Consider the following 17,814-nt stretch of genomic DNA (forward strand, 5'->3'; position numbering starts at 1 on the left):
TCAGGGTTAACACCATCCGGGAGAGTTGGCATGCAAACAGAAAAACAGGACGGCATTCGCATGCCGCCACGTGTATCGATATTGGCGCATGCCGTGCGCCTGGCAGCAGGGGGATTGAGCGTCTCGGCGGCGCTGGGCATGCTGGGCAGCGGGGCGCTGGCGCAGGAGCAGGGGCCGGATGGGGGAGCCGCACCGTCCAAATTGCAGCGCGTGGAAATCACGGGGTCGGCCATCAAGCGGCTGGAGTCGGAGACGGCGCTGCCCGTGCAGATCATCACGCGCGCCGACATCGAGAAGGCGGGGGTAACGACGGCGGCCGAGCTGATGGCGCGCGTGTCGGCCAACGTGGGCGGCTTGACCGATGGTGCCAGCATCAACGTGGGCGGCGACCAGCGCGGCTTCAACAGCGCCAACCTGCGTGGCGTCGGCACTTCATCCACGCTGGTGCTGCTCAACGGCCGGCGCATGGCCAACTTCGCCTCGCCCGGCGACGATGCCGGCGTGGACCTGAATAACATCCCTGCCGCCGCGTTGCAGCGCGTGGAAGTGCTGCTCGACGGCGCGTCGGCCCTGTACGGCACGGACGCCATCGGCGGCGTCATCAATTTTATTACACGCAAGGATTACCAGGGCGTGGAACTGAACGCCTACGGCAGCGGCACCCAGGAAGGCGGTGCCGGCAAGCGCACGGCCAGCATCACGGCCGGCACCGGCGACCTGGCGGCCGATGGTTACAATATCTTTGCCGTGGTCGATCTGCAAAAAACCGACCGCCTCACCTCTTCGCAGCGAAAGTTCATTCCGAACCTGCAGGTGCCGGAACGCCTTGGCCACCTCTTGTCCGGCTATACAAGCCCTGCGAACATCATACTGTCTGATGAGCAGTTTGACGTGCTCAAGGGATTTCCGCTGAACGGACGGCCAATTTCCAAGGGTACTATCAATACTGGTGCTCCCGGCTGCAATCCACCGGCCAACCTGCACTTACCTAATGGTACCGGTGGCATTGACGCGTGCACCTATGATTACATGGGCGATACAGAGCTGTATCCGAAATCCGACAAGCAGAATTTCCTTACGCGTGGAGTGTTGAAACTGAACTCCGACCATCAGCTATATGCGGAGGTAGCCTTGAGTCGATCGCGTACCTATTATGTGGGCTCTTCCGCGCGCGTGAAAGCCTATATCGATGCGAGCCGGATTCCGCAATTGGCGGGTTCCGGCCTCTTCACAGCTATCGATGAGGATGGCAAGCCGATCGACACAGAGCTGGAATTACGTATCCGACTGAACGAAGGTGGAATGCGTACCAGCGAGCTGACCAGCGAAAGTCAACGTATCGTGGTGGGGGCGACCGGTACCGCGGCGGGTTGGGATTACGATATAGGTATCAACCATAGTGTGAATACTGTACGCGACAGAGATACGCATGGGTACCTGCTGTATAAAGAGCTCAAGAAGGGTATCGCCGATGGCCTTATTAATCCCTTTGGCCCTTCGGGAGTCGAAGGCAAGGCGCTGATTGATAGCCTTCAGGTGAATGATGAAGTGCGTCATGCGCGTGGCACCATGGATGCCTTGGATTTCAAGGTGTCGCGCGCCTTGATTGCCTTGGGCGGCGGCGATATGGCGCTGGCCGTGGGTGGCGAAGTGCGGCGCGAACGCACGAACTTCCGTCCTTCCGAACTGTTGATGAGTGATAACATCAATAACGATGATGCTCCCGAAGGCGGTAAGCCCACCAGCGACAGCCGCAACGTGCAAGCCATTTACAGCGAGCTGCTACTGCCGTTTACCCGGCAATGGCAGGCGCAGCTGTCGGGCCGCTACGATCACTACCAGCAGGTGGGCGGTGCCCTCAGCCCCAAGATCGGGCTTACCTATATGCCCAGCAAGCAGGTGCTGCTGCGTGCGTCTGCCGGCAAGGGCTTCCGCGCGCCTTCCATGTCCGAGTTACACCGTCCCACCGTTTACAGCAGTACGGCGACCCTGCCTGATCCGGTGTATTGCGCATCTATCGATTACGATTACACGCGATGCGCGCAAAACTGGGACACACGACGCTACAGCAACGACAAGCTGAAACCGGAGCGCAGCCGCCAGTTCACGGCCGGCGTGGTGCTCGAACCGAGTCAGCACTGGACCTTCAGTGCCGACTACTGGAACATCAAGCGCACGGACCTGATCAGTGAAATCGGCGACGACATCATCCTGGGCAACCTGACCAAATACGGTGATCTCGTGCATCGCAACGATGACAATGAAATCGACTACATCGAGCTGCGCAAGGAGAACCGCGGCGCGCAAAAAGCTTCGGGTATCGATATCACGGCCGACCTGCATGGCGTAAAAACGGCCTGGGGGCGTTTCGGCGGCCACCTGAGCGGCACCTATGTGCTCGATTCGAAAATCCAGACCAGCCCTGGCGATACCTTTGTCAGCAATCTCAATAAATTCGTCACGGACGGCGTGGTGCAGCGCTGGCGCCACACGATCACGCTCGACTGGGACGACGGCCCGTATTCGGCCAGCCTGTCGAATACGTATTCGAGCGGCTACGATGACCAGAACTCGGCCATCAACACGGACGACGGCAGCGTGGTCAAGCCGAACCGCGTGAAGGCGTACACGCTGTGGGACATGTCGGGCGCGTATGCAGTCAGCAAGCAGTTCAAGCTGCGCGCAGGCATACAGAATCTGTTCAATACCAGTCCGCCGTACTCGAACCAGGCGTTTTTTTTCCTGTCCGGCTATGACCCTACCTATACTGACCCGCGTGGGCGGCGCTTCTACGCCAGTGCCAGCTACACTTTCAGGTAAAAATCGCCAAAACAGGAGATGCCGCAATACCGCTGTCACACGCAGCGGGTAATATCGTAGTTCGATGGAGTTGGATTGCAAGCAGCAGTATCGGCAGCAATGGCGCGTGCCTGTGTCAGCAAGTGCGCGCCACTTTCTTTGCATTTGAAAGGCACCATGAAATCACCCGCAAGCCTGTATCAGAAATTTTGCGCCGCGCTGCTGTTCGCGCTGGCATTGTGCAGCTTCCCTGCCGTGGCGGCGCCCGGCGGCAGCGCCATCGGCAGCGCGCCGCAGGGCACGCTCGTCATCATCGGCGGCGGCCTGCGCGCCGACAATGCCGAAGTCTGGCAGCGTATCGTCAAGTTGTCGGGCGGGCCGGGCGCGCGCATCGCCGTGCTGGCCTCGGCCGCGATGAACCCGGAAAAATCGGGTGAAAGCATCATCAAGAAGCTCAATCAATATGGCGCGGACGCCTTTTTCGTGCCGCTGGCCGTCAAGCTGGCCAATCGCGATTACCGCAAGGCGGCCGAAGATCCGGCCATCGTCACGCAGATCAAGTCGGCCACCGGCATCTATTTTGCCGGCGGCGACCAGGGCCGCATCACGCAAGCCTTGCTGCGCCCGGACGGCAGCCGCACGGCCGCGCTGGAAGCCATCTGGTCGGTCTACCGCAACGGCGGCGTCATTGCCGGCTCCAGCGCCGGTGCGGCCATCATGAGCACCACCATGTTCTATGACGCCAAGCCCGTGCTCGACATGCTGAAAATGGGCGTCACGGACGGCCGCGAGATCGCGCCCGGCCTGGGTTTCATCGGCAGCGACGTCTTCGTCGACCAGCATTTGCTGGTGCGCGGGCGCTTTGCGCGCATGATTCCCGTGATGCTGAAAAAAGGCTATCACCTGGGACTCGGCATCGATGAAAACAGCGCCATGGTGGTCGACGCCATGCGCGACGTGGAAGTGATCGGCTACAGCGGCGCCCTGCTGATCGACCTGTCGGGCGCCATCAGCGACCGTGGCGTGAAGAATTTCAATATCAGCAACGCGGCCATCAGCTATCTGGACCGGGGCGACAAATTCAACCTCGTCACGCGCGTGTTTACGCCCTCGCCGGACAAGGCCGACAACAAGCTCGATCCGAACCAGCCCGACATGCGCGAACCCGTGTTTACCAACGATATCCTCGGCAACAACGCCGTGCTCGACCTGATGGGCAATCTGATCGACAACGCGCAGCAGGAAGCCATCGGCATCGCCTTCGGCAACCCGCGCGACCCGTACCCGGACCTGGGCTTCGAATTCCGCTTCAGTAAAACGGTCAACAGCGTCGGCTACAGCTCGACCGAGGCGGAAGCGTATTCGGTGCTCAAACTGCGCCTCGACATCCGCCCGATCCAGCTGCGCCAGCCGCTGTACCGCTACAAGTAGCTTGCGCTGGCGCGCCGCCAGCGCGGCCAGGCGGCGATCGTCAAGGCCCGCAGCAGCCACTCGACGGGACCATACGCGTGGCCGCGCAGCCACCAGCGGCTCAGGGGCAGCTGCAGGCTGAAGATGATGGCAGCCAGTGCCAGGGCGCCCAGCGGCGAAACGCTGCCCATCAGCCGCGCGCCATAGGCGAGGAACAGCCAGGCGCAGACGGCCGACTGCAACAGGTAGTTCGACAGGGCCATGCGGCCCGTGTCGGCCAGCAGCGCAAACAGCGTGCCGTCGCGCAGCCGTTCGAACAGGGTCAGCGCGCATGCCAAGTAGGCGCCCGCCAGCAGCGGCGCGCTTGCCAGGCCCACGGCCAGTCCCGCCACCTGCCATGCCTGGCTGTCGCCATACACGGAGGTCCGCGCATACAAGGCGGCGCCGGGCAGGCCGACCAGCGCACCAGCCCACAGCAGGCGGCGGCGCAGCGGCAGATAGTCAGCCGCGTGCAGCAGCATCTCGCGCTTGCCGGCGGCCAGGCCGCACAGGAACATGGCCAGCGCGCACGGCGCCTGCACCAGCAGCAGGACAATCCAGATGTCGCTCAGTTCGCGCAGGTGCTGCACGATGACTGTTGCCGGCGTGGTGCGGTAGGCGGCCAGCGCCGTTGCCGCCTTTTGCGCCATGGCCACTGCATTGTCCGCCGCGTCGCCCGCCGGCTGCAGGCTTTGCAGCCAGGCCATCGATCCCCAGAATGCCGCGCAGCCGGCGACGAGGATCAAGGCCAGGGACAGTGCCTGGCGTTCGCCGCAGCGGTGCAGCGCCAGCAGCACGATGCCCAGCACGGCGTAAGTGGTGAGTATGTCGCCATGAAACAGGAACACGGCATGCAGGACGCCGATCAGCCACAGGCCCGCCTGCCGGCGCAGCATGCGCGGCACGAATGGCGCGTCGGCGCGCGCGGCCGCTTGCATCTGCAAGGTGAAGCTGTAGCCGAACAGGAAGGAAAACAGCAGGTAGAACTTGGTCTCGAACAGCAGCGCGACAAGAAAATGCGTGGCGCGGTCGACGCCGCCGTGAAAGGCGGGATCGGTCAAGCCCAGGCCAAACCATGGCGTGGCAAAGGCGCCGATATTGACGACCAAAATACCGAACAGGGCGCAGCCGCGCAGGGCGTCGACGTCGGCGATGCGCGTGGGCGGGGTTGGCATGGCGGCGCTCATGCCAGTGCAGGGCGCAGGAAGCGCGCCAGCAGCAGGTGCAAACTGGCGCGCTGCGCCAGCGGCGCATAATCGGGATCGACGGCGACCCGGTTGAAGATGCCGTCGATCAGCGCGGCGATCCAGCCGGCCGTTTGCGCGGCGTCCAGCGCGGCGTCGACCTGGCCTGCCGCCGCCGCTTCTTCCAGCAAGGATTGCAGACCGCCGCGCAGGCTGGCGTCGTTGTGCGCCACCCTGGCCGCGATGTCCGTGTCGCGCATCGCTTCGGCGGCAATGTCCAGCGCCAGTGCCGCAAAGTCCCCATCGGCCGCCAATGCCAATACCAGGTCCATGAAGTCGAGCAGGGCACCGTACGCATCGGCGCTGCCTTGCACGCCGGCGAAATAGGCGGCCGTCTCGCCGCCTTCCTGGTCGACGATGGCGGCGATGATGGCTTGCTTGGTGGGGAAATAGTGAAACAGGTTGCCGGGACTCATGCCCGCCTGCGCGCAGATGGCGGCGGTGCTGGTCTGGTGGAAACCCTTGCGCGCGAAGCAGTGGCGCGCGGCGGCGAGGATGGCGTCGCGGCGGGCCGCGTGTTTGCCGGGATCGATGGTGCGCATGGCAGTTTGCTTTCCTTTTAATTAATCGACTAGTCAGTCTAATATAAAGGGATTGCGTGGCGCGGTCAAGCTGGGCGCTTTGCAGTGTCGATTCCTGTCGCTACAATGTGCCGCACCGGATTTTTCCATGCCCGCCGCTGGCGCCGCTGTTTGTTCGGAAAACCGCTTCGTTTACCCGTTTTTCTACCGTGTTAGGAATGAGATGCAGCAGACCCCGATCCGATCCCTTCTGTGCGCGCTGGCGCTGGCCGCCGGCATCGTCCCTGCCGCGCAGGCGGACAATACCCCGCTGCCGGCCACCATGCGCCTCGACCACCAGCACAGCGGCAATGCGCTGGGCGAGCATTATGCGGTCGAGCGCGTGCTGGTCGAGCCCCTGCCATGGCCGGGCAACCTGGCACGCCCCATCGACGACAGCAACCGCGGCAACAATATGCTGGAAGTGGTCGACATCAAATCGGGCAAGGTGCTGTATTCGCGCGGTTTTTCCACCATCTTCGGCGAGTGGGCCAGCACCGATGAAGCGAAGACCACCACGCGCGCGTTCCAGGAATCCGTGCGCTTCCCGCAGCCCGAGCAGCCCGTGCGCGTGCGCATCCTCAAGCGCGATGAGCGCGGCCTGTTTTCCATTGTGTGGAGCACCGACGTCGATCCCGCCGCGCAGGACGTGATCCGCAAGCAGCCGCCGGCGCCCGTCAAGCCTATCCCGATCCGCATCAGTGGCCCGTCCAGCGACAAGGTCGACCTGCTGATCATGGGCGACGGCTATACGGCGGCTGAAATGGGCAAGTTCGAAGCGACGGCGCGCAAATTGGCCGAGCACCTGTTTACCGTCTCGCCATTTCGCGAGCGGGCCAATGACTTCAACGTGTGGGCCATGGCCGCGCCGACACAGGAGTCTGGCGTGTCGCGTCCTTCGACGGGCGTGCATCACGCCTCGCCGCTGGGCACACGCTACGACATCTTCGGCAGCGAGCGCTATGTGCTGACGACGGACAACCGCGCGCTGCGCGACCTGGCGCAATATGCGCCGTACGAATTCATCGAAATCCTCGTCAATAACGACACCTACGGTGGCGGCGGCATCTTCGGCCAGTTCAGCACGGCGGCGGCGAACAACGACTGGGCCAATTACCTGTTCGTGCATGAATTCGGCCACCATTTCGCGGGCCTGGCCGACGAGTACTACACCTCGCCCGTGGCCTACCAGTCGAATGGCGAGCGCCAGGAACCGTGGGAGCCGAACGCCACGGCGCTGCGCGATCCGTCCAGACTGAAATGGAAGAGCCACGTCAAGGCGGCTACGCCGCTGCCGACGCCCTGGCCGAAGGAAGCCTACGACAGCCATGCGCGCGAGTATCAGAAGCAGCGCGCCGCCCTGCGCGCGGCCAACCGCCCGGAGAGCGAGATGAGCGCCTTGTTCAAGGCCGACCTGGCATACACGCAGCAGCTGTTTTCGAAGGCGCCGCAACGCCATGCGGTGGGTGCCTTCGAAGGCGCGAACTATGAATCGTCCGGTTACTACCGGCCCGAAATGCAGTGCATCATGTTCGACCGCAGCGAGACCTTCTGCTCCGTATGCCAGGATGGCATCAGCACCATCATCGACCTGTATTCGCGTCCTGCGGCAGCGCCGGGCAAATAATGCCGTTCCCGTCACTCCTGTAATTCATGGCGGGCCATGTTGCAATGCAATAGCGCGGCCGCCATTTTTTCCTTTCCTCAACCTTACTCCATCGCAACCGTGTATCTGTGCTGCTTTTTCCAGCAATACCAATTTACGCTTGCCGTTATCTTTTTCTTCCCGTCAGCCCGATAGGATTATCAAAAAGGTATGACGATTCGATTGCTTGCAAATTGTTTCATTTAAATAATATTGATGTAGAATTTGATGTACATCAATGTTGCATCGCCGCAATCGCACTTATAGTTGACCTAGCTCAAAAGCGTTGTGCGTGCGGACCGGACACATCACGAATCACGCATCGAAATGCTGTAGAGTAATTTTCGCCACGCTCCAGTTCCCCAAGAATGCACTGGCGCGTGCCTCGAATTTTCAGTGACGGAAGCCAGATTCATGAAGATGCAGAACCCCGCGCCTGACGCGTGCAGTACCCTCCATCCCCACACTCCCATCGTGTTGCCGTATGCGCGTGCCGGCGGGGTGACGCTGGCCACGTGCGCCGCCGCCGTCTGCGCCGGCGCAGTGCAGTGCGTGAACGCGGCCACGCCCTGGCCAGCCTTGCGTCCGTCCAAGTCATGATGCCCCCTTTGTCGCCCCCGCCGCCGTTGCAGGGCAAGCGGGGGCTGGTGGTGGGCATCGCCAATACGCAGAGCATCGCCTGGGGTTGCGCCAGCGCGCTGCGCGCGGCCGGTGCAGAACTGGCCGTGACCTGGCTCAATGACAAGGCCAGAGCGCACGTGGAGCCGCTGGCCCAGCAAGTGCAGGCGGCCATCATGGCGCCGCTCGACGTGGCCGTGCCGGGCCAGCTCGAAGCGCTGTTTGCGCAGATCGAACGGCAGTGGGGAACCATCGATTTCGTCGTTCATTCCATCGCGTATGCGCCGAAACACGACTTGCATGGCCGCGTGACGGACAGTTCGGCCGACGGCTTTGCGCAGGCGATGGATATCTCCTGCCACTCCTTCATGCGCATGGCGAAGCTGGCCGAGCCGCTGATGCGGAACGGCGGCAGCTTGACCACCATGAGCTATCTGGGCGCCGAGGAAGTGATCGCCGACTACGGCCTGATGGGTCCCGTGAAGGCGGCGCTGGAAGCGTCGGTGCGCTACCTGGCCGCCGAACTGGGGCCGCAAGGCATTCGCGTCAACGCCATCTCTCCAGGGCCTCTGGAGACGCGGGCCGCTTCCGGCATCGCCCATTTCGACCGCCTGATGGCCGATGCCATCGAACGCTCGCCCATGCGCCGCCTGGCCACCATCGAGGACGTGGGCGCGCTGTGCGCCTTCCTTGCCGGCGATGGCGCACGCGCCATCACGGGCGGCACGCTGTACGTCGATGGCGGCTACAACATTCTGAATTGACTGGAAGATGATGACCATGGCTGTTTCTGCTTTGCCCCCCTGCGCCAGAATGGCGGCGTTGGCTGCCACTGTGCTGCTGGCCGGCTGCGCCTCGCTGGCGCCCACATATGCGCCACCGCCGCTGCCCGTGGCGGCGCAGTATCCTGAAAACGACGCTGCCGGCGCACATGCGCCCGACGTCGCCTGGCAAGCCTATTTTACCGACCCGCGCCTGCAGTCGCTCATTGCGCAAGCGCTGGCCAGCAACCGCGACATGCGCGTCGCCGCCCTGCGCGTGGAAGAGGCGCGCGCTGCGTATGGTATCCAGCGCGCCGAGCAATTTCCAACCGTCGCGCTGGGTGCTTCCGGCAGCCGCACGCGCGTGCCCGGCGACCTGAGCTTGACGGGGCGCGCCATGACGAGCGCGCAGTACCAGGCAGGCTTGAACGTGAGCGCCTGGGAGCTTGACTTCTGGGGCCGCGTGCGCAGCCTGAAAGATAGCGCGCTGCAAACCCTGCTGGCCAGCGACGAGGCGCGCCGCGCCATCGGCGTGGCTCTGGTGGCGCAGGTAGCGAACGGCTACCTGGGCTTGCGCGAACTCGACGAGCGCGTGGAACTGGCCCGCGCCACCGTCGATAGCCGTGCCGAATCGCTGCGCATCTTCACGCGCCGTTTCGAGGTGGGGTCGATTTCCAAGCTGGACCTGACGCAGGTGGAAACCCTGCTCAGCCAGGCCCTGTCGCTGTCGGCCCAACTGGAGCAGGCGCGCGCCGTGCAGGCGTATGCGCTGGCCCAGCTGGTGGGCGGTCCTGTCGACCTGACGCCGGTCGCCGGTGAGGTACGCCGCTTCGACGACGCCAGCGTGCTGCAGCCGCTGCATGCGGGCCTGCCCTCGGCCTTGCTCACGCAGCGCCCCGACCTGATCGCCGCCGAACACCAGCTGCGCGCCGCGCAAGCCAATATCGGCGCCGCGCGTGCCGCCTTCTTCCCCACCATTTCGCTGACGGCCAGCTATGGCACGGCCAGCGCGGAATTGAGCGGCCTGTTCGACTCGGGCAGCGGCGCCTGGAATTTCGCGCCGCGCCTGGTGCTGCCGATCTTTGACGCGGGCCGCATCCGCGCCAATATGGACCTGGCCGAGGTGCGCCGCGACGTGGCCGTGGCCAATTATGAAAAGAGCGTGCAGGGCGCCTTCCGCGAAGTGGCCGACGCTCTGTCGAACCGGCGCTGGCTGGCGCTGCAGGTCGATATCGGCAAGACCACCCTGGCTGCGCAGAGCGAACGCGCGCGCCTGGCCAAGCTGCGTTACGACAATGGTGCAGCGCCCTACCTGGAAGTACTCGATGCCCAGCGCGACCTGCTGACGGTGGAACAGCAGCTGGTACAGACGCGCCGCGCGCTGCTGTCCAGCCAGGTCAGCCTGTACGCCGCCCTGGGCGGCGGCGCCCCTGCCGCCACTACGTTCACCAACTAATTGCGATCACCGATACCCATGACTCCACAACTGAAGAAAAAACTCATCCCCGCCGCGCTGGTCGTGGCCGTTATCGTGCTGGGCTATGTGGCCTGGCAAAAAATGCGCCCCACCGGCCCTGGAGAAGGTTTTGTCAGCGGCAATGGCCGCATCGAGGCGACGGAAATCGACGTCGCCACCAAGCTGGCCGGGCGGGTCAAGGAGATCCTCGTGCGCGAGGGCGACTTCGTCAAGGCGGGCCAGCCGCTGGCCACCATGCAGGTGGACTCGCTGACGGCCCAGCGCGACGAGGCGCGAGCGCGCCAGCAGCAGGCGTCCGACGCGGTGGTCGGCGCGCAGGCGCAGGTGGCCGTGCGCGAGAGCGACAAGGCGGCCGCGCTGGCCATGGTGGCGCAGCGTGAAAGCGAACTCGATGCGGCCCGGCGCCGCCTGGCCCGCTCCGAAACCTTGTCGAAAGAGGGGGCTTCCTCGGTGCAGGAACTCGACGACGACCGCGCCCGCGTGCGCAGCGTGGCCGCTGCCCTGAATGCGGCCAAGGCGCAAGTGACGGCGGCGCAAGCGGCCATCGACGCGGCCAGGGCGCAAGTCGTCGGTTCGCGTTCCGCCGTCGTCGCCGCCGAGGCGACCACGGCGCGCATCGACGCCGACCTGGCCGATGGCCAGCTGGCGGCGCCGCGCGACGGCCGCGTGCAGTACCTGGTGGCGCAGCAGGGCGAAGTGCTGGCCGGTGGCGGCAAGGTGCTCAACCTGGTCGACCTGTCGGACGTCTACATGACCTTCTTCCTGCCCGAGACGGCGGCTGGCAAGGTGGCGCTGGGCGGCGAAGTGCGCATCATCCTCGACGCGGCGCCCAACTACGTGATTCCGGCGACGATTTCATTCGTTGCCGCCAGCGCGCAGTTCACGCCGAAGACGGTGGAAACGGCCAGCGAGCGCCAGAAGCTGATGTTCCGCGTGAAAGCGCAGATCAGCCGCGAGCTGCTGCAAAAGCACCTAGCGCTGGTCAAGGTGGGTCTGCCCGGCGTAGCCTGGGTGCGCCTCGATGCGAAGCAGCCTTGGCCTGCTGAACTGACTGCCAAGGTTCCGCAGTGAGCATGGACGTGACTTCCTTTGTCGTCAGCATCCAGGGCGTCAGCCAGCATTATGGCAAGACGGTGGCGCTCGACGCCATCGACCTGGACGTGCCGGCCGGCCGCATGGTGGGATTGATCGGTCCCGATGGCGTGGGCAAATCGAGCTTGCTGTCACTGGTGGCCGGCGCGCGCGCCGTGCAGCAGGGCAGCGTGATGGCGCTGGGCGGCGACATGCAGGACGCGCGCCACCGCGACGACGTCTGCCCGCGCATCGCCTACATGCCGCAAGGCCTGGGCAAGAATCTGTACCCGACTCTGTCGGTCGAGGAAAACCTGCAGTTTTTCGCGCGCCTGTTCGGCCACGACGCGGCCGAGCGCCGCCGACGCATCGATCAATTAACTCTGAGCACGGGCTTGCACCCCTTCCTCGCGCGCCCGGCGGGCAAGCTGTCGGGCGGCATGAAGCAGAAGCTGGGCCTGTGCTGCGCCCTGATCCACGATCCCGACCTGCTCATTCTCGATGAACCGACCACCGGCGTCGATCCGCTCGCGCGCGCCCAGTTCTGGGACCTGATCGCCGGCATCCGCGTGCAGCGTCCGCAAATGAGCGTGATGGTGGCCACCGCCTACATGGACGAGGCGCAGCGCTTCGACTGGTTGGTGGCCATGGATGACGGCAAGGTGCTCGATACGGGCACGCCGGCCGAACTGCTGGCGCGCACGCAAAGCGACAACCTGGAAGCGGCCTTCATCAAGCTGCTGCCCGAAGCCAAGCGCGCCGGCCACCAGCCCGTCGTGATCACGCCGCTGGACGCCGCCAGCGCGCAGGACGTCGCCATCGAAGCCCAAGACCTGACCATGCGCTTCGGCGATTTTACCGCCGTCGATCATGTGAACTTCCGCATCGGCCGCGGCGAGATCTTCGGCTTTCTCGGCTCGAACGGCTGCGGCAAGTCGACCACCATGAAAATGCTCACGGGCTTGCTGCCGGCCACCGAAGGCAAGGCCTGGCTGTTCGGCAAGGAGGTCGATTCCAACGACATCGACACGCGCCGCAGGGTTGGCTACATGTCGCAGGCATTCTCTCTGTACAGCGAATTGACGGTGCGCCAGAACCTGGTGCTGCACGCGCGCCTGTTCCACGTGCCGGAAGCCGAGATCCCCGCGAGGGTCGATGAGATGGCGCAGCGCTTCGACTTGCGCGCGGTGATGGACGACTTGCCCGACAGCCTGCCGCTGGGCATACGCCAGCGCCAGTCGCTGGCCGTGGCCATGGTGCACAAGCCGGAAATGCTGATCCTCGACGAACCGACATCCGGCGTCGATCCCATCGCGCGCGACAATTTCTGGCGCCTGATGATCGAACTGGCGCGGCGCGACCGCGTCACCATTTTCATTTCGACCCACTTCATGAACGAGGCCGAGCGCTGCGACCGCATCTCGCTGATGCATGCGGGTAAAGTGCTGGTCAGCGATGCGCCGGCCGAACTGGTGCGCAAGAAGGGCGCGCCGTCGCTGGAAGCGGCCTTCATCGCCTACCTGGAAGAGGCGGGCGGCGGCACGGCAGCGGCGACAGTGCAGGAAGCGCCGCCGTCCGTGCCGCAGGAAGCGGCACCGGCGCCGCAGCACCGGCGCAGCCGTTTCAGCCTGGGCCGCATGCTCAGCTATATGTGGCGCGAGACACTGGAATTGCGCCGCGATCCCGTGCGCCTGACCCTGGCACTGGGCGGCTCCGTGCTGCTGCTGTTCGTCATCGGCTTCGGCATCAGCCTGGACGTCGAAGACTTGAGCTATGCGGTGCTCGACCACGACCAGACCACCCTGAGCCAGAATTACACGAACAACCTGGCCGGCTCGCGCTACTTCGTCGAGCGCCCGCCGCTGCGCGACTATGCCGATATCGACAAGCGCATGCGCAGCGGCGAACTGTCGCTGGCCATCGAGATCCCGCCCGGCTTCGCGCGCGACGTGCAGCGCGGCGCGCCGGCGCAGGTGGGCGCGTGGATCGACGGCGCCATGCCGATGCGCGCCGAAACCGTGCAGGGCTACGTGCAGGGCATGCACCAGCTGTGGCTGGCCGACCAGGCCTTGCACCGCTATGGCATCACGATGAGCAACCCCGTCGCCATCCAGACGCGCTACCGCTACAACCCGGACGTGAAAAGCCTGCCCGCCATGGTGCCGGCCGTGATTCCCTTGCTGCTGCTGATGCTGCCGGCCATGCTGGCGGCGCTGTCCGTGGTGCGCGAAAAGGAACTCGGTTCCATCATCAACCTGTACGTGACGCCCGTCACGCGCCTGGAATTCTTGCTCGGCAAGCAGGTGCCCTACGTCGTGCTGGCCATGTTCAACTTCGTCCTCATGGCGCTGCTGGCGGTCACCGCCTTCGGCGTGCCGATCAAGGGCAGCTTGCCGACCCTGATCGGCGCCACCTTCATCTTCAATATCTGCGCCACCGGCATCGGCCTGTTCGCCTCGACGTTTACGCGCAGCCAGATCGCGGCCCTGTTCGTGACCATGATCGGCACCATGATTCCGGCCATCCAGTTTTCCGGCCTGCTCAATCCCGTCTCGTCGATGGAAGGCGTGGGCAAGGCCATCGGCCTGATGTATCCGGCCACGCACATGCTCAATATCAGCCGCGGCGTGTTCAACAAGGCGCTGGGCTTCGGCGACCTGCACGCCTCGTTCTGGCCCCTGCTCGTCGCCATTCCCGTGATCCTCGGCGTGACGGTGGCGCTGCTGAAGAAACAGGAGAGCTGATATGCGCCACCTTGAAAACATCTACCGCCTGGGCGTGAAGGAAATCTGGAGCCTGATCCGCGATCCGATGATGCTGATCCTGATCCTCTACACGTTCACCCTGGCCATCTACGTGGCCGCCACGGCCAAGCCGGAAACCCTGCACATGGCCTCGATCGCCATCGTCGACGAGGATGGCTCGCCGCTGTCCGGGCGCATCGCCTCGGCCTTCTTTGCGCCGCAGTTCACGCCGCCGGCCATGATCAATCAGAGCCAGGTCGATGCGGGCCTCGATGCGGGCCGGTACACCTTCGTGCTGACGATCCCGCCCAAGCTGCAGGCCGACGTGCTGGGCGGGCGCCAGGCGGAACTGCAGCTGAACGTCGACGCCACGCGCATGAGCCAGGCCTTCAGCGGCAGCGGCTACATCCAGCAGATCGTCGCCGGCGAAATATCCGAATTCGCCAAACGCTACCGGGGCGCGACTGTCTCGCCCGTGGAGCTGGTGATGCGCGCGCGCTTCAATCCCTCGCTGAGCCAGGCGTGGTTTGGCTCGCTGATGGAGCTGATCAACCAGGTGACGATGCTGTCGATCATCCTCACGGGCGCGGCCCTGATCCGCGAGCGCGAACACGGCACCATCGAGCACTTGCTGGTGATGCCCGTGACGCCGGCCGAGATCATGCTGGGCAAGGTCTGGTCGATGGGCCTGGTGGTGCTGCTGGCCGCCGCCCTGTCGCTGAACCTGGTGGTGCGCGGCATGCTGCACGTGCCCATCGAAGGCTCGATCGCGCTGTTCCTGTGCGGCGCGGCCCTGCACCTGTTTGCCACCACCTCGATGGGGATTTTCCTGGCTACCGTGGCGCGCAGCATGCCGCAGTTCGGCATGCTCCTGATCCTCGTGTTGCTGCCGCTGCAGATGCTCTCGGGCGGCAGCACGCCGCGCGAGAGCATGCCCGAGCTGGTGCAGAACATCATGCTGATCGCCCCGACCACGCATTTCGTAGAATTGAGCCAGGCGATCCTGTACCGGGGCGCCGGTATCGATGTGGTGTGGAAACCGTTCCTGGCCCTGCTGGCCATCGGCACGGCCCTGTTTACCTTCGCGCTGGCGCGCTTTCGCAAGACCATCAGCCAGATGGCGTAGCCCCCGTGCCGGAATGGTCCGGCGCTTGTTTGCATGAAAAGGATAGCCATGAAGACCGAAGCTGCACCATTTTTCTCCGCCGGCGGCTTGCCGTCCCTGGGCATGCTGGGCGACTATGCGCGCGACTCCTGGCAACGCATCGTGCTGTACGCGGACGTGATGCGCCGGCGTGGCAACCAATACCAGGAGCACCTGGCCGAGGAAGTGCCGAACGTGCTCGATTTTCCCGCCGAGGTGGTGATGTCGGGCCTGGAGCTGGCGCGTCCCGTCAACTACGGCCTGGCGCGCATCCTGACGCCCGATGCGCCCGACCCTGACCCATCGAAACGTCCTTTTGTCGTCGTCGATCCGCGCGCCGGCCACGGTCCCGGCATCGGCGGCTTCAAGGCCGAGAGCGAGATCGGCGTGGCCCTGCGGGCCGGCCACCCGTGCTACTTCATCGGCTTCTTGCCCGATCCCGTGCCGGGACAGACGGTGGAAGACGTGATGCACGCGGAGGCGGCCTTCCTGGAGAAAGTCATCGCCCTGCATCCGCTCAGCGAGGGCAAGCCCGTCGTCATCGGCAATTGCCAGGCGGGCTGGCAAATCCTCATGACGGCGGCCATGCGCCCGGAATTGTTCGGTCCCATCATCGTGGCCGGCGCGCCCGTGTCCTACTGGGCCGGCTGGCATGGCCGCAACCCGATGCGCTACGCGGGCGGCCTGATGGGCGGCAGCTGGGCCACGGCGCTGGCCGGTGACCTGGGCAACGGCCGTTTCGATGGCGCCAGCCTGGTGCAGAATTTCGAGAAGCTCAACCCGGCCAATACCCTGTGGAGCAAGCAGTACAACCTGTATGCAAACATCGACACGGAAGCGCCCCGTTACCTGGAATTTGAGAAATACTGGGGTGGCCACGTCTTCCTCAACGACGTCGAGATGCAGTACATCGTTGACAATCTATTCATCGGCAACCGCTTGGCCACGGCGGAACTGATCACTTCCGACGGCGTGCGGTTGGACTTGCGCAATATCCGTTCGCCCATCGTCGTATTCTGCTCGAACGGCGACAACATCACGCCGCCGCCGCAGGCCCTGGGCTGGATCACGGACCTGTACCGCGACGACAACGACGTGCTGATGCACGACCAGACCATCGTCTACGCCGTGCATGACAGCATCGGCCACCTTGGCATTTTCGTGTCGTCCAAGGTGGGGCACAAGGAACACCAGAAATTCGCCAGCAATATCGACCTGATCAACCTGTTGCCGGCCGGTATCTATGAAGCGAGGATCGTCGACAAGACGCCCGACACGCCGAACGCCGACCTGGCCAGCGGCGACTATGTGCTGCAGGTCGAGCATCGCGGCATCGAGGACGTGCGCGCCATCGTGCAGCCTAGCGTGGAAAACGACCGCAAGTTCGCCGCCGCCGCGCGCGTATCCGAGGTCAACCTGGCCTTGTACCGCACGTTCGCGCAGCCGTGGGTGCGCGCCATGGTCACGCCGCAGACCGCGCGCTTCCTGCAGCTTGCGCATCCGCTGCGCGTGTCGTACGAGCGCTGGACCGATCACAATCCGCTGGCCAGGCTGGTGGCCAGGGAAGCGGAAAAGGTGCGCGCCCACCGCCAGCCGGTATCGCCCGACAACCCGCTGCTGGCCATGCAGGAGGCCATCTCCGTCGCCATCACGGCAGGCCTGAACAGCTGGCGCGACTGGCGCGACAGCGTGCAGGAAGCGACCTTCGACATGGTGTACGGCTCGCCGCTGGTGCAGGCGCTGACGGGACAAAGCCCGAACGATGCCAATCCGCCACGTCCGCACCCCGGCATCTCTCCCGAGCATTGCGAATACGTGCGCTGCGAAACGCGCAAGATGGACGAGGACATGCAGCGCGGTGGCCTGGTGGAGGCGGCCGTGCGCGCGCTGTTCTACATCTACCGCTTCCGCATGATCGCTGACGAGCGCAGGGTCAACCTGGCCCTGAAATTGATCAAGCCGCAATACCGGCAGGAGGTCAGCATGGAGGAATTCCGCGGCATCGTGCGCCAGCAGGCCCGTTTGATGCTGCATGATTTCGATGCCGCCATCGCCGCCTTGCCGACTTTGCTGTCGCGTGCCGAACCGGACGACATCGGCGCACTGGCCGAGTGGCTGCAGCAAGTGCTGCAGGTGCCCGAAGCGCCAACGCCGGACGAGGAGGCGAGCCTGCAGCAGATGCTGGAGGTCTTCGACCGCGCGGTCAAGGCGCAGGCGAAGGCGCTGCCGCCGGACGCGCGCGCATCCGATGCCGGACCCAAAGCCAAACCGGCCAAACACATTACCCCTGCCTAGAAGACCA

At 64.5% G+C, this 17,814-nt stretch carries 11 protein-coding genes; 9 read left to right on the forward strand and 2 right to left on the reverse strand.

Annotated features, from left to right (window positions below; genetic code table 11):
* The first annotated feature begins 30 nt into the window (after nucleotides 1-30).
* Entirely contained in the window at nucleotides 31-2,820 is a 2,790-nt protein-coding gene (locus BXA07_RS05230) for a TonB-dependent receptor (RefSeq protein WP_076566249.1), read from the forward strand.
* Nucleotides 2,821-2,976: 156 nt separating this feature from the next.
* The gene (locus tag BXA07_RS05235; RefSeq protein WP_076566251.1) at nucleotides 2,977-4,230 is read left to right on the forward strand and encodes a cyanophycinase; all 1,254 of its coding nucleotides are present in this window, start codon (nucleotides 2,977-2,979) and stop codon (nucleotides 4,228-4,230) included.
* Here BXA07_RS05235 and BXA07_RS05240 read toward each other — a convergent pair.
* Complete coding sequence (locus tag BXA07_RS05240) at nucleotides 4,221-5,423, reverse strand: DUF418 domain-containing protein (protein WP_244556190.1); 1,203 nt, start codon at nucleotides 5,421-5,423, stop codon at nucleotides 4,221-4,223. The genes BXA07_RS05235 and BXA07_RS05240 overlap by 10 nt on opposite strands.
* An 8-nt stretch (nucleotides 5,424-5,431) precedes the next feature.
* Entirely contained in the window at nucleotides 5,432-6,034 is a 603-nt protein-coding gene (locus tag BXA07_RS05245) for a TetR/AcrR family transcriptional regulator (protein WP_076566255.1), read from the reverse strand.
* A 202-nt stretch (nucleotides 6,035-6,236) separates the two neighbouring features.
* On the opposite strand from BXA07_RS05245, the gene BXA07_RS05250 reads away from it, so the two are divergent.
* The 7 genes from BXA07_RS05250 (at nucleotide 6,237) to BXA07_RS05280 (ending at nucleotide 17,807) form a co-directional block, all read left to right on the forward strand.
* Complete coding sequence (locus BXA07_RS05250) at nucleotides 6,237-7,679, forward strand: IgA Peptidase M64 (RefSeq protein WP_083708043.1); 1,443 nt, start codon at nucleotides 6,237-6,239, stop codon at nucleotides 7,677-7,679.
* A gap of 614 nt (nucleotides 7,680-8,293) precedes the next feature.
* Nucleotides 8,294-9,079: an enoyl-ACP reductase FabI gene (fabI, locus tag BXA07_RS05255; protein ID WP_076566257.1), complete on the forward strand. Its 786-nt coding sequence runs from the start codon at nucleotides 8,294-8,296 to the stop codon at nucleotides 9,077-9,079.
* Nucleotides 9,080-9,128: 49 nt separating this feature from the next.
* Nucleotides 9,129-10,532, forward strand: coding sequence for an efflux transporter outer membrane subunit (locus BXA07_RS05260; protein ID WP_244556191.1), 1,404 nt, complete (start codon nucleotides 9,129-9,131; stop codon nucleotides 10,530-10,532).
* 18 nt (nucleotides 10,533-10,550) lie between these two features.
* Nucleotides 10,551-11,624: an HlyD family secretion protein gene (locus tag BXA07_RS05265; protein ID WP_076566261.1), complete on the forward strand. Its 1,074-nt coding sequence runs from the start codon at nucleotides 10,551-10,553 to the stop codon at nucleotides 11,622-11,624.
* Nucleotides 11,625-11,626: 2 nt separating this feature from the next.
* Entirely contained in the window at nucleotides 11,627-14,368 is a 2,742-nt protein-coding gene (gene rbbA, locus BXA07_RS05270) for a ribosome-associated ATPase/putative transporter RbbA (RefSeq protein ID WP_076566263.1), read from the forward strand.
* A 1-nt stretch (nucleotide 14,369) separates the two neighbouring features.
* Nucleotides 14,370-15,494, forward strand: a complete 1,125-nt coding sequence (locus BXA07_RS05275) for an ABC transporter permease (RefSeq protein WP_076566265.1) — start codon at nucleotides 14,370-14,372, stop codon at nucleotides 15,492-15,494.
* 102 nt (nucleotides 15,495-15,596) lie between these two features.
* Complete coding sequence (locus BXA07_RS05280) at nucleotides 15,597-17,807, forward strand: DUF3141 domain-containing protein (RefSeq protein WP_244556199.1); 2,211 nt, start codon at nucleotides 15,597-15,599, stop codon at nucleotides 17,805-17,807.
* Nucleotides 17,808-17,814: the final 7 nt, after the last annotated feature.

Source organism: Janthinobacterium sp. TND4EL3 (assembly GCF_900156175.1).
Classification (GTDB): domain Bacteria; phylum Pseudomonadota; class Gammaproteobacteria; order Burkholderiales; family Burkholderiaceae_D; genus Janthinobacterium.